The organism is Kitasatospora sp. NPDC093558 (genome assembly GCF_040683475.1).
In the GTDB taxonomy this organism is placed as follows: Bacteria; Actinomycetota; Actinomycetes; order Streptomycetales; family Streptomycetaceae; genus Kitasatospora.
On record NZ_JBFBDY010000044.1, the window covers coordinates 11631 to 26447 of the forward strand.

Consider the following 14817-nt stretch of genomic DNA (forward strand, 5'->3'; position numbering starts at 1 on the left):
AGGGGCGGGCGGCGAGCCAGGCGATCACGGCGGTCCCGTCGGCGAGCTCGTGGTCGTCGCCGGGGGTGACGGGCAGGCCGCCGGAGTTGCCGTGGCCGCGGGTGTCGACCCGGACGGCGGCGTAACCGTGGCCGGCGTACCAGGGGTGGCGGCGGGCGTCGTCGGCGGCGGACCAGTCGGTGAGCCGTCCGGCGGAGTACTCCAGCAGGGCGGGGACGGGTTCGTCGCTGACCGGCCGCCACACGCGGGCGGACAGCTCGGTGCCGTCGGGCAGGGGGATGCGGACGTCCTCGCGCGTGGTGTGGAAGGGGTACGACGGCATTGCCGCTCCCATCGGGTCCCGGGCCGGTGAGCGCCGACAAGCAGAGAAGTGCCGGCGGGTGCCGGCAAGGGGGAGGCGCCGGCGGGTGCCGGCAAGGGAAGCACCGGCATTCCGACCCTAGGGGAGGAATGGGCCGATTTCCTGATGAATCAGGCGCGGCACTTCAGTATTTGCGAACAGGTTGCAACTGCCTGCCCATCGAGGGAAGGATGTCCCCGCACTCCGCTCCCCGAAAGGACCACCGCATGGCCGCCCCCGCCGCAGGCACCCCGTCCGTCAGATGGCGGGACCGGCTCACCCGTGAGGAGTGGATCCGGCTGGCCGGCATGGGCGGCTTCATCCTCGCGCTGCACGTGATCGGCTGGTTCACGCTGCTGGCGCTGGTCGCGCCCGAGCACTACGACGTCGGCGGCCAGGTCTTCGGCGCCGGCATGGGCCTGACCGCCTACACGCTCGGCATGCGGCACGCCTTCGACGCGGACCACATCGCGGCGATCGACAACACCACCCGCAAGCTGATGGGCCAGGGCAAGCGGCCGCTGTCGGTCGGCTTCTGGTTCTCGCTCGGCCACTCCTCGATCGTCTTCGGCCTCTGCGCCCTGCTGGCCTTCGGCATCCGCTCGCTCGCGGACCAGGTCGAGGCGGACGACTCGACGCTGCACCGGATGACGGGCCTGATCGGCACCACCGTCTCGGGGACGTTCCTGCTGCTGCTCGGCCTGATCAACCTGGGCGCCTTCAACGGCATCCTCAAGGTGTTCCGCAAGATGCGCGTGGGCGAGTACGACGAGGAGGAGCTGGAGCGCCAGCTGGAGAAGCGCGGTCTGATGAACCGCATCCTCGGCAAGGTCACCCGGGCGGTCACCAAGCCCTGGCACATGTACCCGGTGGGCCTGCTGTTCGGGCTCGGCTTCGACACCGCCACCGAGGTCTCGCTGCTGGTGCTGGCGGGCGGCGCGGCGGCCTTCTCGCTGCCCTGGTACGCGCTGCTGACGCTGCCGATCCTGTTCGCGGCCGGGATGAGCCTGCTGGACACGATCGACGGGTCGTTCATGAACTTCGCCTACGAGTGGGCGTTCTCGCGCCCGGTCCGCAAGATCTACTACAACCTGACCGTCACCGGCCTGTCCGTCCTGGTCGCGCTGGTGATCGGCCTGATCGAGCTGATCGGCCTGCTCGGCGAGAAGCTGGACATCACCGGCGGCCCGATCGGCTGGATCGGCGGCCTGGACCTCAACTTCGTCGGCTACGCGATCGTCGGCCTGTTTGTGGTCACCTGGGCCGGGGCGATCCTGTTCTGGAAGTACGGCAAGGTCGAGGAGAAGTGGTCGGCGGGCCTGGCCTCGGCCGGTACCGAGGCGGAGTAGCACGCCCGAGAACGGCTTCCGAACGCCGAAGGGGCGGTGGACCGGAGAACGGTCCGCCGCCCCTTCGGCGTTCGGGGGTCAGCGCAGCGCGGCCAGCACCGCGTCCGCCATCACCTTCTCGCCGGTCGCGTTCGGGTGGAACGGCACGGCCGGCGAGCCGGGCAGCGCGCCCTCGATCCAGCGGTCGTCCGAGCAGACGTCGTGCCCGGCGGTCGGGGTCGCGGTGTCGACGTAGGTCGCGCCGCCGGCGGCCGCGGTCGACTTCAGTGCGGCGTTCAGCCGGTCGAGGATGCCGTGCATGTACTCGACGTCGCCCGGGGTGACGGGCTGGCGCAGGACGCACGTCCTGCCGTCGGCGGGCAGGACGGACGGGTAGCCGACCAGCAGCACCTTGGCCTTGGGCGCCTTGGCGTGGATGCGCCCGAGCATGTCGGCGATGTGCGGCGCGATGTCGGTGCCGATCCGCTCGGCGAGGTCGTCGTTGCCGTACTGCCAGGACCACGTGCGCCAGTCCCAGTAGCCGTGGTGGTAGACGTCCTTGCAGGGCGTGCCGAGCGGGTTGACGACCGCTCCGGCGATGCAGGTGGCGACCAGTTCGCCGAGGCCGAGGTCGCTGGCCGCGAGGTCGTTGCCGCCGACGCCGAGGGTGACGAGGTCGGTGTCGGGGGTCACGGCGTCCAGCTGCGGGTCGTTGACCTTGAGGATCAGGTCGTACTGCGGCTCGGTGAGGTTCTTGACCTTGGCGGCGGCGCAGGTGACGTCGCCGTAGGTGCCCGCGCCCAGGGCGGCGGCGACGAGGTGGCCGTAGTTGTGGTCGGAGCGCAGGCACAGGCCGGCGGACTGGCCGGGGACGCCCGCGCCGGCGGCATAGGAGTCGCCGAGCGCCACGTAGTGCTTCGGGGCGGGGGTGGCCGCCTGGGCGCTGGTCGAGGTGAGCGCGAGCGCGGCGCCGAGGGCGATGGCGGCGAGCGCGGAATTCCGGGCGCGGCGGGTGCGCGCGCCGCGGGTGTTCTCGGTGGTGGACGGCTTTCGGGCAGGGCGGAGCACGGTTCCTCCTGGGGAAGAGAAACGACGAGGTGGGGGTCGTGCCAGCCGGGCGCCACAGCTACTACTCGCAGGTAAGTTACTGCCAGGTTTCGTGCCCGTCCATGCTTTGCGCGGAATTTCCCGAAAATGCGTCAGGTCCGGGCCGCCGGTTATTTCGAATTACGCTCCACTGTGTATCGAAGGTATTTCCGAAACGCCCAGGAGCGGAATGGCCGCGACTGCTTGTCACCTGCGGGCCGCGCCGGTTGACCCGACGTCGCCGCAGGCCGCAGTATCGGGCGCACAGCGACGGCGCTCGCCCCCCGCGCCGTCCGCACCCCCGGGACACCCCCGCGACGGAGGACTGCGCAATGGCCCTGGACGCCGACGTCATCGTCATCGGAGCGGGACTCGCCGGTCTCACCGCCACCGCCGAACTCGCCGACGCCGGACGGAAGGTGATCCTGCTCGACCAGGAGCCCGCGGCCTCGCTCGGCGGTCAGGCGCACTGGTCCTTCGGCGGCCTCTTCCTCGTCGACTCCCCCGAGCAGCGCCGGATGCGGATCCGCGACTCGCACGCCCTCGCGATGCGGGACTGGCTCGGCACGGCCGGCTTCGACCGGCCCGAGGACGCCTGGCCGCGCCGCTGGGCCGAGGCGTACGTCGACTTCGCGGCCGGCGAGAAGCGCGCCTGGCTGCACGCGATGGGCGTGCGGTTCTTCCCCGTGGTGGGCTGGGCCGAGCGCGGCGGCTTCCTCGCCGACGGGCCCGGCAACTCGGTGCCGCGCTTCCACATCACCTGGGGCACCGGGCCCGGACTGCTCGAACCCTTCGTCCGCAGGGTCCGCGCCGCGGCCGCCCGCGGGCTCGTCGACCTGCGGTTCCGTCACCGCGTCACCGGGCTCGCGGCCACCGCGGGCGTCACCGACACCGTCACCGGCGAGGTGCTGGAGCCCAGCGCGGCGGCCCGCGGCGAGGCCAGCTCGCGGGACGTCGCCGGACGGTTCGAACTGCGTGCCCAGGCCGTGATCGTCACGTCGGGCGGCATCGGCGGCAACCACGAACTCGTCCGCAAGGCCTGGCCGGCCCGGCTCGGCACCCCGCCCGCACGGCTGCTCTCCGGCGTGCCCGCACACGTCGACGGCCTGATGCTCGGCATCGCGGGCGCGGCCGGGGCGAACCTGGTCAACGGCGACCGCATGTGGCACTACACCGAGGGCATCGAGAACTGGGACCCGATCTGGGCCCGGCACGGCATCCGCATCCTGCCCGGACCGTCCTCGCTCTGGCTCGACGCCACCGGCCGCCGGCTGCCCGTGCCGCTGTTCCCCGGCTTCGACACCCTCGGCACGCTCGAACACATCATGTCCACCGGGCACGAGCACACCTGGTTCGTCCTCAACCAGCGCATCATCGAGAAGGAGTTCACCCTCTCCGGCTCCGAGCAGAACCCCGACCTGACCGGCAAGTCGGTGCGCGGCGTGCTCGGCCGCGCCCTGCCCGGCGCGCCCGGCCCGGTCCGGGCCCACCTGCGGCACGGGCCCGACTTCGTCGTCGCGGGCAACCTCCCGGACCTCGCCCGCGGCATGAACGCCAGGACCCGCCGGCCGCTGATCGACCCGGACGAGCTGCGCCGCACCGTCGAGAACCGCGACCGGCAGCTCGCCAACCCCTTCGCCAAGGACCTCCAGGTCACCGCGATCCACGGCGCCCGCCGCTACCTCGGCGACCGTCTGGTGCGCACCGCCGCCCCGCACCGCATCCTCGACCCGTCGGCGGCCCCGCTGATCGCCGTGCGTCTCACCATCCTGACGCGCAAGTCCCTGGGCGGGCTGGAGACCGACCTCGCCTCACGCGTCCTGCGGCCGGACGGCGAGGTGCTGCCGGGTCTGTACGCGGCGGGCGAGGCGGCGGGCTTCGGCGGCGGAGGCGTGCACGGCTACCGCTCGCTGGAGGGGACGTTCCTCGGCGGCTGCCTCTTCTCGGGCCGCGCGGCAGGGCGCGCGGCGGCGGAGGCGACGGCCTGACGGTTGGTCAATTCACCGTAGCTGCAGTCCGCTTGGCCCGGCGGAAGCTCACGGAGGCGATCTCGTCGGCGATCTCGTCGGCGAAGAACAGGACCGGGCCGAAGGCGAGCAGGGCGATCGCGCCGATCAGCTTGCCCGGCAGGGGAGGGGTTTCGGCATCGGTGCCGGTGTGCCAGACCACCCGCTCGCCGAGCTGCGCCAGGTTCACCGTCGCCGTGCCCTGCCGGTCCAGGACGAAGGCCTGGCCCGGCAGGACGGTGACGTCGACATCGCGCGGGCACGTGCCGTCCACCGGGTGCCCGTTGAGCGTGAACCGCCCGGCCCGGCAGGTGATCCGGTCCCCGGCGAGGGCCATGACCCGTTCGAGGAAGGCGTGGTCCGTCGCCGGCGGGGTGCCGAGGTAGTGGATCTCACCGCGCTGCACGTCTTCGGCCCGGACCCGGTCGGTGAGGAGCAGGTCGCCGTCCAGGGTCTTCGTCGCGTAGCCGGTGAGGAGCACGGCGAAGCCGAGGCCCGCCACGAGCAGTCCCGCCGTCCGGACCGCGATCCTCCGGAGCCGCTTTCCGTTCACCGGTCGGTGAGCCCCAGCCGGAGGTGGTCGACGTGGTAGACGGCCTGGTCGAGCAGCGCGGCCACGTGGTCGTCGTGCAGCGAGTAGACGACGGACCGGCCGCGGCGCTCGCCGACGACCAGGCCGAGGTTGCGCAGGAGCCGCAACTGGTGCGAGCAGGCGGACTGTTCGAGGCCGACGGCCTCGGCGAGTTCGGTCGCGGCCAGCGGGCCCTCGCGTAGCCGGCCGAGGATCAGCAGGCGGGAGGGGGTGGCCAGGGCCTGGAGGGTGGTGGCCACCTTGGCCGCGTTGGAGGCGTCCAGGCGCATCCGCGGTACGGCGCTGTCGGCGGTCACATGTCCCATGGGGGCATCCTACGGACCGCCCTCGGGCGGGCGGCACCCGCGGGAGGTCCGGAACCGTGCGGGTACGCTGCGGAGGCCGAACGGGCCGCCGGCTCAGCCGCCGACCAGCCGTTGACCGGCCGCCGACTCAGCCGTCGACGGGCCGCCGAACAGAGGAGAAGCCGTACCCATGAGCCGCCGAGACCGCGACCGCCCGCGCGCCGCCGCCTCCCCGGTGACCGTCACGGTCTGCCGCGGCTGCTGCTGCGGCACCGAGCAGAAGCACCCGGGCGTGGACCACGCCGGGCAGTACGAGCGGCTGCGCGAGGCGGTCGGCTCGGCGGGCCGGGTGCGGGCGGTCAAGTGCCTGGACGCGTGCACGCATTCGAACGTGGTCGTGGTCGGCCCGTCCGGCGAGGGCCGTGCGGCAGGGGGCCGGCCGGTGTGGCTGGGCTGGGTGCTGGCCGACGACATGATCGACGAGATCGCCGCCTGGGTGCACGCGGGCGGCCCCGGTGTCGTGGATCCGCCAGGGCTGCTCGACCTCCAGGAGATCGCGGTCTCCCGCCGCATCCGCGAGGGCCTGCCGGAGTGACGCCCCTGTCGTGACGCCTATCGCGGACCATGGTCTGGTTCTCGTGTGACCCATCGTCATGTTTCCTATGGCAAGCGACGGTTGGGGTTCCGGTGGCGCGGCGAAACCGCGGTGGACTCTGCCCGCGAACGGATGGATGGCGTGTGAACCGAGTTCCTCCGGACATCCCCGGGCGAGCCGTCGGAGGCCCCGACTACCATGGCCGGAGGCTCCGATCGGATCCGCCAGGGGAGGAAGACGATGACCACGGTCTGCCGCATCTGCGCGGGCACCGGCCGCACCGCCGGCCTCAGCTGCCGCACGTGCCAGGGCACCGGGACGACGGAGGTCGGCGGCGGGGGCGGCAACTGCTTCCTGTGCGACGGCACCGGGGTGTACGTCCGCTACCGGGTGGACGCGGGCGGCGCCAAGCACGCCTACCGCGACGAGATCTGCCGCACCTGCGACGGCACCGGCAACCGCGCGACCACGAGCTGGGACGAGCCGTCCGGCTGAGGCCCGACAGGGGGTCATGCCCGTTGCGAGTGGTGGGCCATGATTGGGCATCGGTGCCGCTGCGGACATGACCTTTGCGTGTTCTTGACCTTCTGTTGGTGTCCGGGTGGGATTCGCGCACCTGTCCGTTCACCGTGCGTCCGTGTGCGGGCAACGCTCCGCTGGAAGAGTCCCGCGCATGGATATCCCTCACATGGGCGTACCGGCCAAGCTCGCCGAACGCATGAGCATGGCCGAGCAGCACGAGTACCTGCGGGCCCGCTTCTCCCGTCGCCGGATGCTGCGCGCCGGTGCCGTCACGGTGGGCGCCATCGCGGTGGGCGGTGCGCTGGGCAGCGGCACCGCGTCCGCGGCGCCGGCCACCCCGCAGCTGCTGACGGGCGCCACGGCGGACGGGATCGACGGCGCGCTCGTGGCGCCGACCGGGCGTCACCTCCAGTTCGGCCCCGAGCCGGACACCCAGTTCCGCATCTCGTGGCAGGTGCCGGTGCCGGTCAAGAAGCCGTTCCTGCGCTTCGGCAAGCACCCGTGGGACCTCGGCCACAAGGTCGAGGCCGACGTGCGGGCGCTGCACACGCCCGCCCTGATCCCGGGCAGCCAGCCGGTGGACCAGTACTACCTGCACGTGGCGCTGGAGGACCTGGAGCCGGACACCACGTACTACTACGGCGTGGGCCACCAGGGCTTCGACCCGGCCTCGCAGCAGCAGATCTCCACGCTGAGCACCTTCCGCACCGCGCCCGCGCGCGACCGTCGCTGGGGCAAGGTGTACGAGCCGTTCACCTTCACCGCGTTCGGCGACCAGGGTGTCAGCGACCACGCCGTGAACAACGACAACATCATCCTGGCCCAGAACCCGTCGTTCCACCTGCACGCGGGCGACATCTGCTACGCCGACCCGATGGGCTCCGGCACGGACCCGGACAAGGCGAAGTACGACGCCAAGACCTGGGACAAGTTCCTGGTCCAGACCGAGACGGTCGCCGCCAAGGTGCCGTGGATGGTCTCCTACGGCAACCACGACATGGAGGCCTGGTACTCGGCCAACGGCTACGGCGGCGAGAACGCCCGCTTCTACCTGCCGGACAACGGGCCGGACCCGCGCGTCGTGCCGGGCGTCTACAGCTTCCGCTACAAGAACGTCGGCGTCATCTCGCTGGACGCCAACGACGTCTCCTACGAGATCCCGGTCAACCTCGGCATCTCGGCCGGCAAGCAGACCAAGTGGCTCGCCCGCACCCTCAAGGACCTGCGCAGCGACGAGACCGTCGACTTCATCGTGGTCTTCTTCCACCACTGCGCCTTCTCCACCACCGTCGCGCACGCCTCCGAGGGCGGCGTCCGCGAGGCCTGGGTGCCGCTGTTCGAGAAGTACCGCGTGGACCTGGTCATCAACGGCCACAACCACGTGTACGAGCGCACCGACGCGATCCTCGGCAACAAGGTCTCGAAGCAGCTGCCGAGCGGCGCCACGCTGGAGCCGGCCAAGGACGGCGTCGTGTACGTGACGGCGGGCGCGGCGGGCCGCAGCCTGTACAAGTTCGACGTGCCGGACACCCACGAGGGCAACGAGCACCGCCTCGACGAGGTGAAGACGTACTACTTCGCCAAGGGCCGCGAGAAGGTGTCCGAGACCGTCGAGTGGTCGCGGGTGCGGTACACCGACTACTCGTTCATCAAGGTCGACGTCACCCCGGGGCACCTGGGCCAGAAGTCGTCCATGAAGGTGACCGCGCTGTCCGACACCGGCAAGCAGGTCGACCACTTCACCGTCGTGCGGACCGTCGGCGAGGGCTGGGACTCCGGCGCGGACGACGACGGCGAGGGTGGCGGCTGGGGCTGGTAGGCCCCGAAGTCCCGAACCGGGCCCCGGTGTCGAGGAAACGTTCCATCCGACGGAACGGCCCTCGGCGCCGGGGCCTGGTCGTTGCGCGCGGGCTCAGCGCCGGGGTCCGTACATGATCACGCCGACCCCGGCGAGGCAGACCAGCGCGCCGATCACGTCGTAGCGGGTCGGCCGGAAGCCGTCCACGGCCACGCCCCACAGCAGCGAACCGGCCACGAACACCCCGCCGTACGCGGCCAGCACGCGGCCGAACGCGGCGTCGGGCTGCAGCGCGGCGACGAACCCGTACGCGCCGAGCACCACCACCCCCACGCCCGCCAGCCACCACGGCCGTTGCTCGCGCACGCTCTGCCACACGAGCCAGCAGCCGCCGATCTCGGCGAGCGCGGCGACGGCGAACAGGGCGATGGAGCGCAGGACGGTCATGCGTCGAGCGTAGGCGGTGGGAGGAGGCTCAGACCTGCCGGTACGTCGCCAGGAAGCGCCCGATGCGGTTGATCGCCGTCTCCAGGTCGTCGGCCCGGGGGAGGGTGACGAAGCGGAAGTGGTCCGGGCGGGGCCAGTTGAAGCCGGTGCCCTGGACGACGTGGATCTTCTCGCGGAGCAGCAGGTCCAGCACGAACTGCTCGTCGTCGACGATCTTGTGCACCGCCGGGTCCAGCCGGGCGAACGCGTACAGCGCGCCCTTGGGCTTGACGCAGCTGACGCCGGGGATCTCGTTGAGCGCCTTGTACGCGACGTCCCGCTGCTCGGTGAGCCGGCCGCCGGGCAGCACGAGGTCGTCGATGGACTGGTGGCCGCCGAGCGCGGCCTGGACGGCGAACTGCGCGGGCACGTTCGGGCACAGCCGCATGCCGGAGAGCATGGTCAGGCCCTCCAGGTAGTCCGAGGCGTGCTGCTTGGGCCCGGAGACGACCAGCCAGCCGCTGCGGAAGCCGGCCACCCGGTAGGCCTTGGACAGGCCGTTGAACGTGAGGGTGAGGACGTCGTCCGCGAGCGCGGCCAGGCAGTGGTGCTCGGTGCCGTCGTAGAGGATCTTGTCGTAGATCTCGTCGGCCAGGACCATCAGCCCGTGGCGCCGGGCGAGGTCGAGGATGCCCTCCAGGAGCTCCTTCGGGTACACCGCGCCGGTGGGGTTGTTGGGGTTGATGACCACGATCGCCTTGGTGCGGGCGGTGATCTTGGCGGCGATGTCGTCCAGGCTCGGGTACCAGTCGGCCACCTCGTCGCACAGGTAGTGGACGGCCTTGCCGCCGGCCAGCCGCACCACGGCCGTCCACAGCGGGTAGTCCGGCATCGGGACGAGCACCTCGTCGCCGTCGTCGACCAGCGCCGTGACGGCCATCTGGATCAGTTCGGAGGCGCCGTTGCCGAGGTACACGTCGTTGACGTCGACGCCCTCGACCCCGCGCTGCTGGTAGTACTGCACGACCGCGCGGCGGGCGGGCAGGATGCCGCGCGAGTCGCTGTACCCGTGCGCCTTGGGGAGGTTGCGGATGATGTCCTGGACGATCTCCTCGGGCGCCTCGAAGCCGAACGGTGCCGGGTTGCCGGTGTTCAGCCGCAGGACGCTGTGCCCGGCCTCCTCCAGCGCGTTGGCCTGGTCGACCACCGGGCCGCGGATCTCGTAGCACACGTCATTGAGCTTGCTGGACTGCCGAAACTCCATCTGCGGCCTCCCGACCGTCACCACCCGCATCGTTGCTTCTGCTTTGTTCTACCAAGTAAGCACTTGGAAAGTCCAACCTTTTGGCTATGCTGATCCACATGTCACGCCGAAGCTACGACCAGTACTGCGCCGTCGCCCGCGCCCTGGACGCGGTGGGGGAGCGCTGGAGTCTCCTGATCGTCCGTGAACTCCTCCGTGGCCCGCGCCGCTACACCGACCTGCACGCCGACCTGCCCGGCGTCTCCACCGACATCCTCGCCGCCCGGCTCAAGCAACTGGAGGGCGAAGGCCTCGCGCTGCGCCGCCGCCTCGAACGGCCCGCCAACGCCACGGTCTACGAGCTCACCGAGCGCGGACGCGAACTGCGGGGCGTCATCGAGGCGTTGGGCGAGTGGGGCCTGCCGGCCCTCGGCGAGCAGCGGCCGACGGACGCGGTGCGGGAGCACTGGGTCACGGGGGCTCCGGTCGGCGTGGACGCTGTCGTTTTGGGCTGATGAGGGAAGGCGGTCGACACCCCCGTGGCCGGCCGCCGCCCGTGCGCCCAGGATGGCGCGCACCGATAAACGGGCGATCGGTGCGCGATGAGCGGGGTGGGGGCGGCGGACCGGCGCGCTCCGGTCCGAGCGTACGATCGTCGGATCACGGAGCAGTCGGAGGAGAGCGGAGAGCGCCCGTGCCCACCACGTACCGCAGTTACGTCGCCGTCGGGGACTCCTTCACCGAAGGCATGTGCGACGACCTGATGCCTGACGGCCACTACCGCGGCTGGGCCGACCGGGTCGCCTCCGCCCTCGCGGACGAACTCGCGCACGAACTGGTGGACGGGCCGGCGGACGCGGCCGGGGCCGACGGTTTCCGCTACGCCAACCTCGCCGTCCGCGGCAAGCTCATCGGCCAGATCCACGACGAACAGCTCGCCGCCGCCGCCGGGATGGGCGCCGACCTCGTCACCCTCGCCGGCGGCCTCAACGACGTGCTGCGCCCCGGCTGCGACATCGCCGAGGTCGAGCGGCTGCTCGGCCGCTGCGCCACCGCACTGCGCGCCACCGGCGCCACCGTCGTCATGTTCACCAGCACCGACCCCAGCCGCAGGATGGCCGGCGGCGCCCGGCTCCTGCCCACCATCCTGCGGATGAAGGCCTTCGTGCACGAGCTCGGCCAGGACGACGGCATCGCCGTGGTCGACCTCTTCTCCGCGCCCTGCTTCGACGACCGCCGGCTCTGGGCCGAGGACCGCCTGCACCTCTCGCCCGAGGGCCACCGCCGCGTCGCCGCCGCCGTCCTGGAGGCGATCGGCCGCCCTGCCGACTTCGACTGGCGCGCACCGCTGCCGCCCGCCGCCCCGCGCGGCCGCACCGAGAAGCTGAGCGCCGACGCCCGCTGGATCGGCTCCCACCTCGGCCCGTGGATCGGCCGCCGCCTCACCGGCCGCTCCTCCGGCGACGGCCGCCCGCCGAAGCGCCCGGAGCTGCTGCCCTACCGCTGAAGCGCCGGGGCTGCTGCCCTACCGCCGGCCGCCGTCCTGCCCCTGGGCCTCAGACTCCAGGACGAGGCTCGCCATCGGGGCGTGGACCGTCCAGCCGAGTGCCGAGTACAGCGCGCGGCCGTCCGGGGTGCCCACCAGGACGGCCTGGTCGGCACCGGCCTCGCGGGCGGCGTGCTGGAGCGTGCCCATCACGATGCTGCCCAGGCCCCGGCGGCGGTGGTCCGGGGACGTGACGATCTGGTCCGGCACGGCGACCGGGCCCGCCAGGCCCGCCTGTCCGCGGGCGGCGAGGTGGCCGGCCGCGGTGCGGACCAGCGTGCGGACGACGCCGCCGCGGGTCCAGGTGGTGACGGTGTAACCGGCCGGCGGCGCGGGGCGTGCGGCGCCGTCGAGGGGCAGGCTCATCAGGAAGCCCGGCACGTCCAGCCGCCACTCGGGCCCCAGCCAGGGGCGGACGGTGTCGTCCTCCGCGAACAGCTTGAGCCAGGTGCCGGGGGCCGTCGTCGCCCCGGCGATCTTGCGGACGTCGCCCTCGACGGGCCGCGGCAGCACGTGCCGGGCGACCTCGCCGGTCGGCGACCCGACGTCGATGCTCCAGCCCCACGGCTCGGCGACGGGTTCGGCGGCGCCCCGGGAGGCGACCCAGCCGGAGATCCAGCGGCGGACGAGTTCCGTGGTGTCCGGGTCCTGCATCGGTCTACCCCCGCGTGTAAGAGATGAACTTGTACTGCACACCTTACCTACGGGGGAGGGGCACGGCCAGGGCCGCAGTAGGCTTGGCGGGTTCGACGCACCGGAACGACGCGGTGCTCCCATGCCGGAAGGACCGCAGCACGTGAGTCGACCGCTCCCCGTTGAACTCCGATCCGACTGCACCAGCTGCTTCGGGCTCTGCTGCGTCGCCCTCCCGTTCGCCGCGGGCACCGACTTCGCGGTCGACAAGGCCGCCGGCACCCCCTGCCGCAACCTGCAGACCGACTTCACCTGCGGGATCCACGCACGGCTGCGCGACACCGGCTTCCAGGGCTGCACCGTCTACGACTGCTTCGGCGCCGGCCAGCGCGTCTCCCAGGTCGCGTACGGCGGGCGCAGCTGGCGCGAGGAGCCGGGGAGTGCGCGGGAGATGTTCGACGTCTTCCCGGTCGTGCGGCAGCTGCACGAGCTGATGGCCTACCTCGGCGAGGCGCTCGGCTTCGAGGCTGCCCGCGCCGTCCACCCCGAGCTGCGGGAGGCCCTGGAGGCGACCGACCGGCTCGCCGGTGGCACGCCGCAGGAGGTTCTCGCCGTCGACGTGAACGCGCACCGGCAGCGCGTCAGCGAGCTCCTGCTGCGGGCGAGCGAGCACGTCCGCGCCGCCGTCCCGCGCCGCCGTGAGCACCGCGGCGCCGACCTCTTCGGAGCCCGCCTGCGCGGCGCCGACCTGCGCGGCGCGAACCTCCGCGGGGCGCTGCTGGTGGCCGCCGACCTGGGCGGCGCCGACCTGCGGCTCGCCGACCTCATCGGCGCCGACCTCCGCGACGCCAATCTGGCGGGTGCCGACCTCACCGAGGCCCTCTTCCTCACCCAGGCCCAACTCAACGCCGCCCGCGGCGACGCCACCACCCGCCTCCCCGCGAGCCTGACCCGCCCCACCCACTGGCCCGATTCGGCCCCGGCGGACACCCCCCGGCAGGCCACCCCGCGCAAGCCCCGCAGCGCCGGCCGCCCCGGCGCCGCCCGGCCGCGCCGCCGGTAGGGGGACTGCGGCAGGGTTATGGCGCGGCCGGAGCGCGGGGCAAGTAGGTGGACCTGCCCCGCAGGTGCTCACGGCTCGGGGTGGGGTGTGTCCTCGGGCACGACGTTGGCGATCCGCACGGTCGGAGGCCACGGCGGCGCGGGCGCGTAGGCATGCACGACGTTGACGGCTGGGCGTCCGGCCGCTGGGTCGCCCTCTATGCGGGTGGAGTACAGCTCGACCTGTTGCCCGCTTTCGGTGATCGTGCGGATGTGGCGGCCGAGTCGGGGGCGGTGCTCAAGCTCGGCGCGCAGCGTTTCCAGAGCCTCGGCGACACCGAGTTCCTTGGCGCGCTGGGCGGCGCGGTCGGTGACGGCCGCGATCGCGCCGTGACTCGCACCGCCCTCGTCGTGCGGGTGGTTCACTCGGCGGCCTGCCGCGACAGGAGCTCGTTCGCGACCTCGTCCATGGCGTCGGCGGTCTCGCGGTCGGCGGCGAGCAGCACCCGGCCCCGGTAAGCGGCGACGATCTCGGCGACCGCGACGAGGTCGACCACCGTGCCGACCTCGCCGACCTGGTCGAGCTGGTCGACCGGCACCCGGCGGAGCAACTGCTCGGCGAGCTCGGCGTCCAGTCGCTCCGCGTCGCCGGGGTAGCCGTGGCCGGCCCGCAGCGCGGCCCGCAGCTCCTGCACTGTGGTCATCGGCGGCAGGTCCGGTCGGTCCCCGCTGCGCCCGTGTTCGGCCATCCCCACCAACCCCTTCTCTGTCGGCCTCCCGGCGACTGGGTCGGGCCCTGTATTCCCCAACGGTAGCTGTCCTGTGCCGGATTGCGGGGCCGCTCGGTCGGCTGTGATCTGCCCCTGCGATGGCAGTGGTGGGCGTCACCGTCCCGGCGGGGTGTGAGCAGCCTTCCCTCGGCTTGACCGAAGCATGATATTGACCCGAGTAGATTCTTTACTGGGTTCAGCTATTCTGGCTTCGTACGTTCGGTGGCGACGGTCGGGAGGTCTTGGCATGGTGACGGGGATCGACGGCGAGCTCGCGCGGGAGCGGGCCCATGTCGCCCGGTGTCGGGAGGCGCTCGCTCGGCAGGTGGACGATGCCGGGTACCAGGTGATCGCGGGCGAGGACGTGTCGGGTGACGGCGCGAGTGCGGAGGCGCTCGGCCGGTACCTGCGGACCCGGGCCCGGCGGATGGCGGAACTGCCGGACAGTCCGGCCTTCTTCGGCCGGCTCGACTTCGGTGACGCCCCGGCGGCCGGCGAGCACCGGGGGCAGCGCTACTACGTGGGCCGCCGCCGGATCTCCGAGGATCCGACCGTGCCGCCCCTGGTGGTCGACTGGCGGGCGCCGGTCTCCCGGGTCTTCTACCAG

The 14817-nt window shown here is 72.4% G+C and carries 16 protein-coding genes and 2 pseudogenes; 9 read left to right on the forward strand and 9 right to left on the reverse strand.

Annotation, left to right across the window (positions count from 1 at the left end; genetic code table 11):
• Nucleotides 1-322: CocE/NonD family hydrolase (locus AB0O00_RS07715; protein WP_363649202.1), on the reverse strand; the 322-nt coding region annotated here is incomplete at its 3' end.
• 245 nt (nucleotides 323-567) lie between these two features.
• Here AB0O00_RS07715 and AB0O00_RS07720 point away from each other — a divergent pair.
• The gene (locus AB0O00_RS07720; protein ID WP_363649203.1) at nucleotides 568-1689 is read left to right on the forward strand and encodes a HoxN/HupN/NixA family nickel/cobalt transporter; all 1122 of its coding nucleotides are present in this window, start codon (nucleotides 568-570) and stop codon (nucleotides 1687-1689) included.
• A gap of 78 nt (nucleotides 1690-1767) precedes the next feature.
• Here AB0O00_RS07720 and AB0O00_RS07725 read toward each other — a convergent pair whose 3' ends face one another.
• On the reverse strand, nucleotides 1768-2736 hold the full coding sequence (locus AB0O00_RS07725) for an SGNH/GDSL hydrolase family protein (RefSeq protein ID WP_363649204.1): 969 nt from the start codon (nucleotides 2734-2736) through the stop codon (nucleotides 1768-1770).
• 350 nt (nucleotides 2737-3086) lie between these two features.
• On the opposite strand from AB0O00_RS07725, the gene AB0O00_RS07730 reads away from it, so the two are divergent.
• Nucleotides 3087-4742, forward strand: coding sequence for an FAD-binding dehydrogenase (locus AB0O00_RS07730; protein WP_363649205.1), 1656 nt, complete (start codon nucleotides 3087-3089; stop codon nucleotides 4740-4742).
• Between the two features lie 7 nt (nucleotides 4743-4749).
• On the opposite strand, the gene AB0O00_RS07735 is transcribed toward AB0O00_RS07730, so the two are convergent.
• Nucleotides 4750-5313, reverse strand: coding sequence for a S26 family signal peptidase (locus AB0O00_RS07735; protein ID WP_363649206.1), 564 nt, complete (start codon nucleotides 5311-5313; stop codon nucleotides 4750-4752).
• Nucleotides 5310-5657, reverse strand: a complete 348-nt coding sequence (locus tag AB0O00_RS07740) for a metalloregulator ArsR/SmtB family transcription factor (RefSeq protein WP_363649207.1) — start codon at nucleotides 5655-5657, stop codon at nucleotides 5310-5312. The genes AB0O00_RS07735 and AB0O00_RS07740 overlap by 4 nt, the downstream gene beginning before the upstream one ends.
• A 169-nt stretch (nucleotides 5658-5826) precedes the next feature.
• Between AB0O00_RS07740 and AB0O00_RS07745 the strand changes: the two genes are divergently transcribed.
• The 3 genes from AB0O00_RS07745 to AB0O00_RS07755 all read left to right on the forward strand — a co-directional run bounded on the left by AB0O00_RS07745 (nucleotide 5827) and on the right by AB0O00_RS07755 (nucleotide 8572).
• Nucleotides 5827-6231, forward strand: coding sequence for a (2Fe-2S) ferredoxin domain-containing protein (locus AB0O00_RS07745; RefSeq protein WP_363649208.1), 405 nt, complete (start codon nucleotides 5827-5829; stop codon nucleotides 6229-6231).
• Nucleotides 6232-6471: 240 nt separating this feature from the next.
• Entirely contained in the window at nucleotides 6472-6726 is a 255-nt protein-coding gene (locus tag AB0O00_RS07750; RefSeq protein ID WP_363649209.1) for a hypothetical protein, read from the forward strand.
• Nucleotides 6727-6904: 178 nt separating this feature from the next.
• Nucleotides 6905-8572, forward strand: a complete 1668-nt coding sequence (locus AB0O00_RS07755; protein WP_363649211.1) for a metallophosphoesterase family protein — start codon at nucleotides 6905-6907, stop codon at nucleotides 8570-8572.
• Nucleotides 8573-8665: 93 nt separating this feature from the next.
• Here the strand turns inward: AB0O00_RS07755 and AB0O00_RS07760 are convergent, their stop codons facing one another.
• On the reverse strand, nucleotides 8666-8998 hold the full coding sequence (locus tag AB0O00_RS07760; RefSeq protein WP_363649213.1) for a YnfA family protein: 333 nt from the start codon (nucleotides 8996-8998) through the stop codon (nucleotides 8666-8668).
• A 28-nt stretch (nucleotides 8999-9026) separates the two neighbouring features.
• Nucleotides 9027-10241, reverse strand: coding sequence for a pyridoxal phosphate-dependent aminotransferase (locus AB0O00_RS07765; protein WP_363649215.1), 1215 nt, complete (start codon nucleotides 10239-10241; stop codon nucleotides 9027-9029).
• Nucleotides 10242-10339: 98 nt separating this feature from the next.
• Between AB0O00_RS07765 and AB0O00_RS07770 the strand changes: the two are divergent.
• Nucleotides 10340-10690, forward strand: a pseudogene (locus tag AB0O00_RS07770) (helix-turn-helix domain-containing protein); the annotation flags it as partial.
• A gap of 224 nt (nucleotides 10691-10914) precedes the next feature.
• Entirely contained in the window at nucleotides 10915-11727 is an 813-nt protein-coding gene (locus tag AB0O00_RS07775; RefSeq protein ID WP_363649217.1) for an SGNH/GDSL hydrolase family protein, read from the forward strand.
• Between the two features lie 18 nt (nucleotides 11728-11745).
• Here the strand turns inward: AB0O00_RS07775 and AB0O00_RS07780 are convergent, their stop codons facing one another.
• A complete protein-coding gene (locus AB0O00_RS07780; RefSeq protein ID WP_363649219.1) occupies nucleotides 11746-12420 on the reverse strand; it encodes a GNAT family N-acetyltransferase in 675 nt (224 codons plus the stop codon).
• A 121-nt stretch (nucleotides 12421-12541) separates the two neighbouring features.
• On the opposite strand from AB0O00_RS07780, the gene AB0O00_RS07785 reads away from it, so the two are divergent.
• Nucleotides 12542-13462 carry a pentapeptide repeat-containing protein gene (locus AB0O00_RS07785; protein ID WP_363649221.1) on the forward strand — a complete coding sequence of 307 codons (921 nt, stop codon included), beginning with the start codon at nucleotides 12542-12544 and terminating at the stop codon, nucleotides 13460-13462.
• A gap of 68 nt (nucleotides 13463-13530) precedes the next feature.
• On the opposite strand, the gene AB0O00_RS07790 is transcribed toward AB0O00_RS07785, so the two are convergent.
• Complete coding sequence (locus AB0O00_RS07790) at nucleotides 13531-13866, reverse strand: hypothetical protein (protein ID WP_363649223.1); 336 nt, start codon at nucleotides 13864-13866, stop codon at nucleotides 13531-13533.
• A complete protein-coding gene (locus AB0O00_RS07795; protein ID WP_363649224.1) occupies nucleotides 13863-14144 on the reverse strand; it encodes a hypothetical protein in 282 nt (93 codons plus the stop codon). The genes AB0O00_RS07790 and AB0O00_RS07795 overlap by 4 nt, the downstream gene beginning before the upstream one ends.
• Nucleotides 14145-14457: 313 nt before the next feature.
• Between AB0O00_RS07795 and AB0O00_RS07800 the strand changes: the two are divergent.
• Nucleotides 14458-14817, forward strand: a pseudogene (locus tag AB0O00_RS07800) (AAA family ATPase); the annotation flags it as partial.

Bases quoted from the DNA above. Each gene is read 5' to 3' on its own strand.
- AB0O00_RS07720 (WP_363649203.1), top strand. From the start codon at position 568: ATGGCCGCCCCCGCCGCAGGCACCCCGTCCGTCAGATGGCGGGACCGG.
- AB0O00_RS07730 (WP_363649205.1), top strand. From the start codon at position 3,087: ATGGCCCTGGACGCCGACGTCATCGTCATCGGAGCGGGACTCGCCGGT.
- AB0O00_RS07740 (WP_363649207.1), bottom strand. From the start codon at position 5,657: ATGGGACATGTGACCGCCGACAGCGCCGTACCGCGGATGCGCCTGGAC.
- AB0O00_RS07745 (WP_363649208.1), top strand. From the start codon at position 5,827: ATGAGCCGCCGAGACCGCGACCGCCCGCGCGCCGCCGCCTCCCCGGTG.
- AB0O00_RS07750 (WP_363649209.1), top strand. From the start codon at position 6,472: ATGACCACGGTCTGCCGCATCTGCGCGGGCACCGGCCGCACCGCCGGC.
- AB0O00_RS07755 (WP_363649211.1), top strand. From the start codon at position 6,905: ATGGATATCCCTCACATGGGCGTACCGGCCAAGCTCGCCGAACGCATG.
- AB0O00_RS07760 (WP_363649213.1), bottom strand. From the start codon at position 8,998: ATGACCGTCCTGCGCTCCATCGCCCTGTTCGCCGTCGCCGCGCTCGCC.
- AB0O00_RS07765 (WP_363649215.1), bottom strand. From the start codon at position 10,241: ATGGAGTTTCGGCAGTCCAGCAAGCTCAATGACGTGTGCTACGAGATC.
- AB0O00_RS07780 (WP_363649219.1), bottom strand. From the start codon at position 12,420: ATGCAGGACCCGGACACCACGGAACTCGTCCGCCGCTGGATCTCCGGC.
- AB0O00_RS07785 (WP_363649221.1), top strand. From the start codon at position 12,542: ATGCCGGAAGGACCGCAGCACGTGAGTCGACCGCTCCCCGTTGAACTC.
- AB0O00_RS07795 (WP_363649224.1), bottom strand. From the start codon at position 14,144: ATGACCACAGTGCAGGAGCTGCGGGCCGCGCTGCGGGCCGGCCACGGC.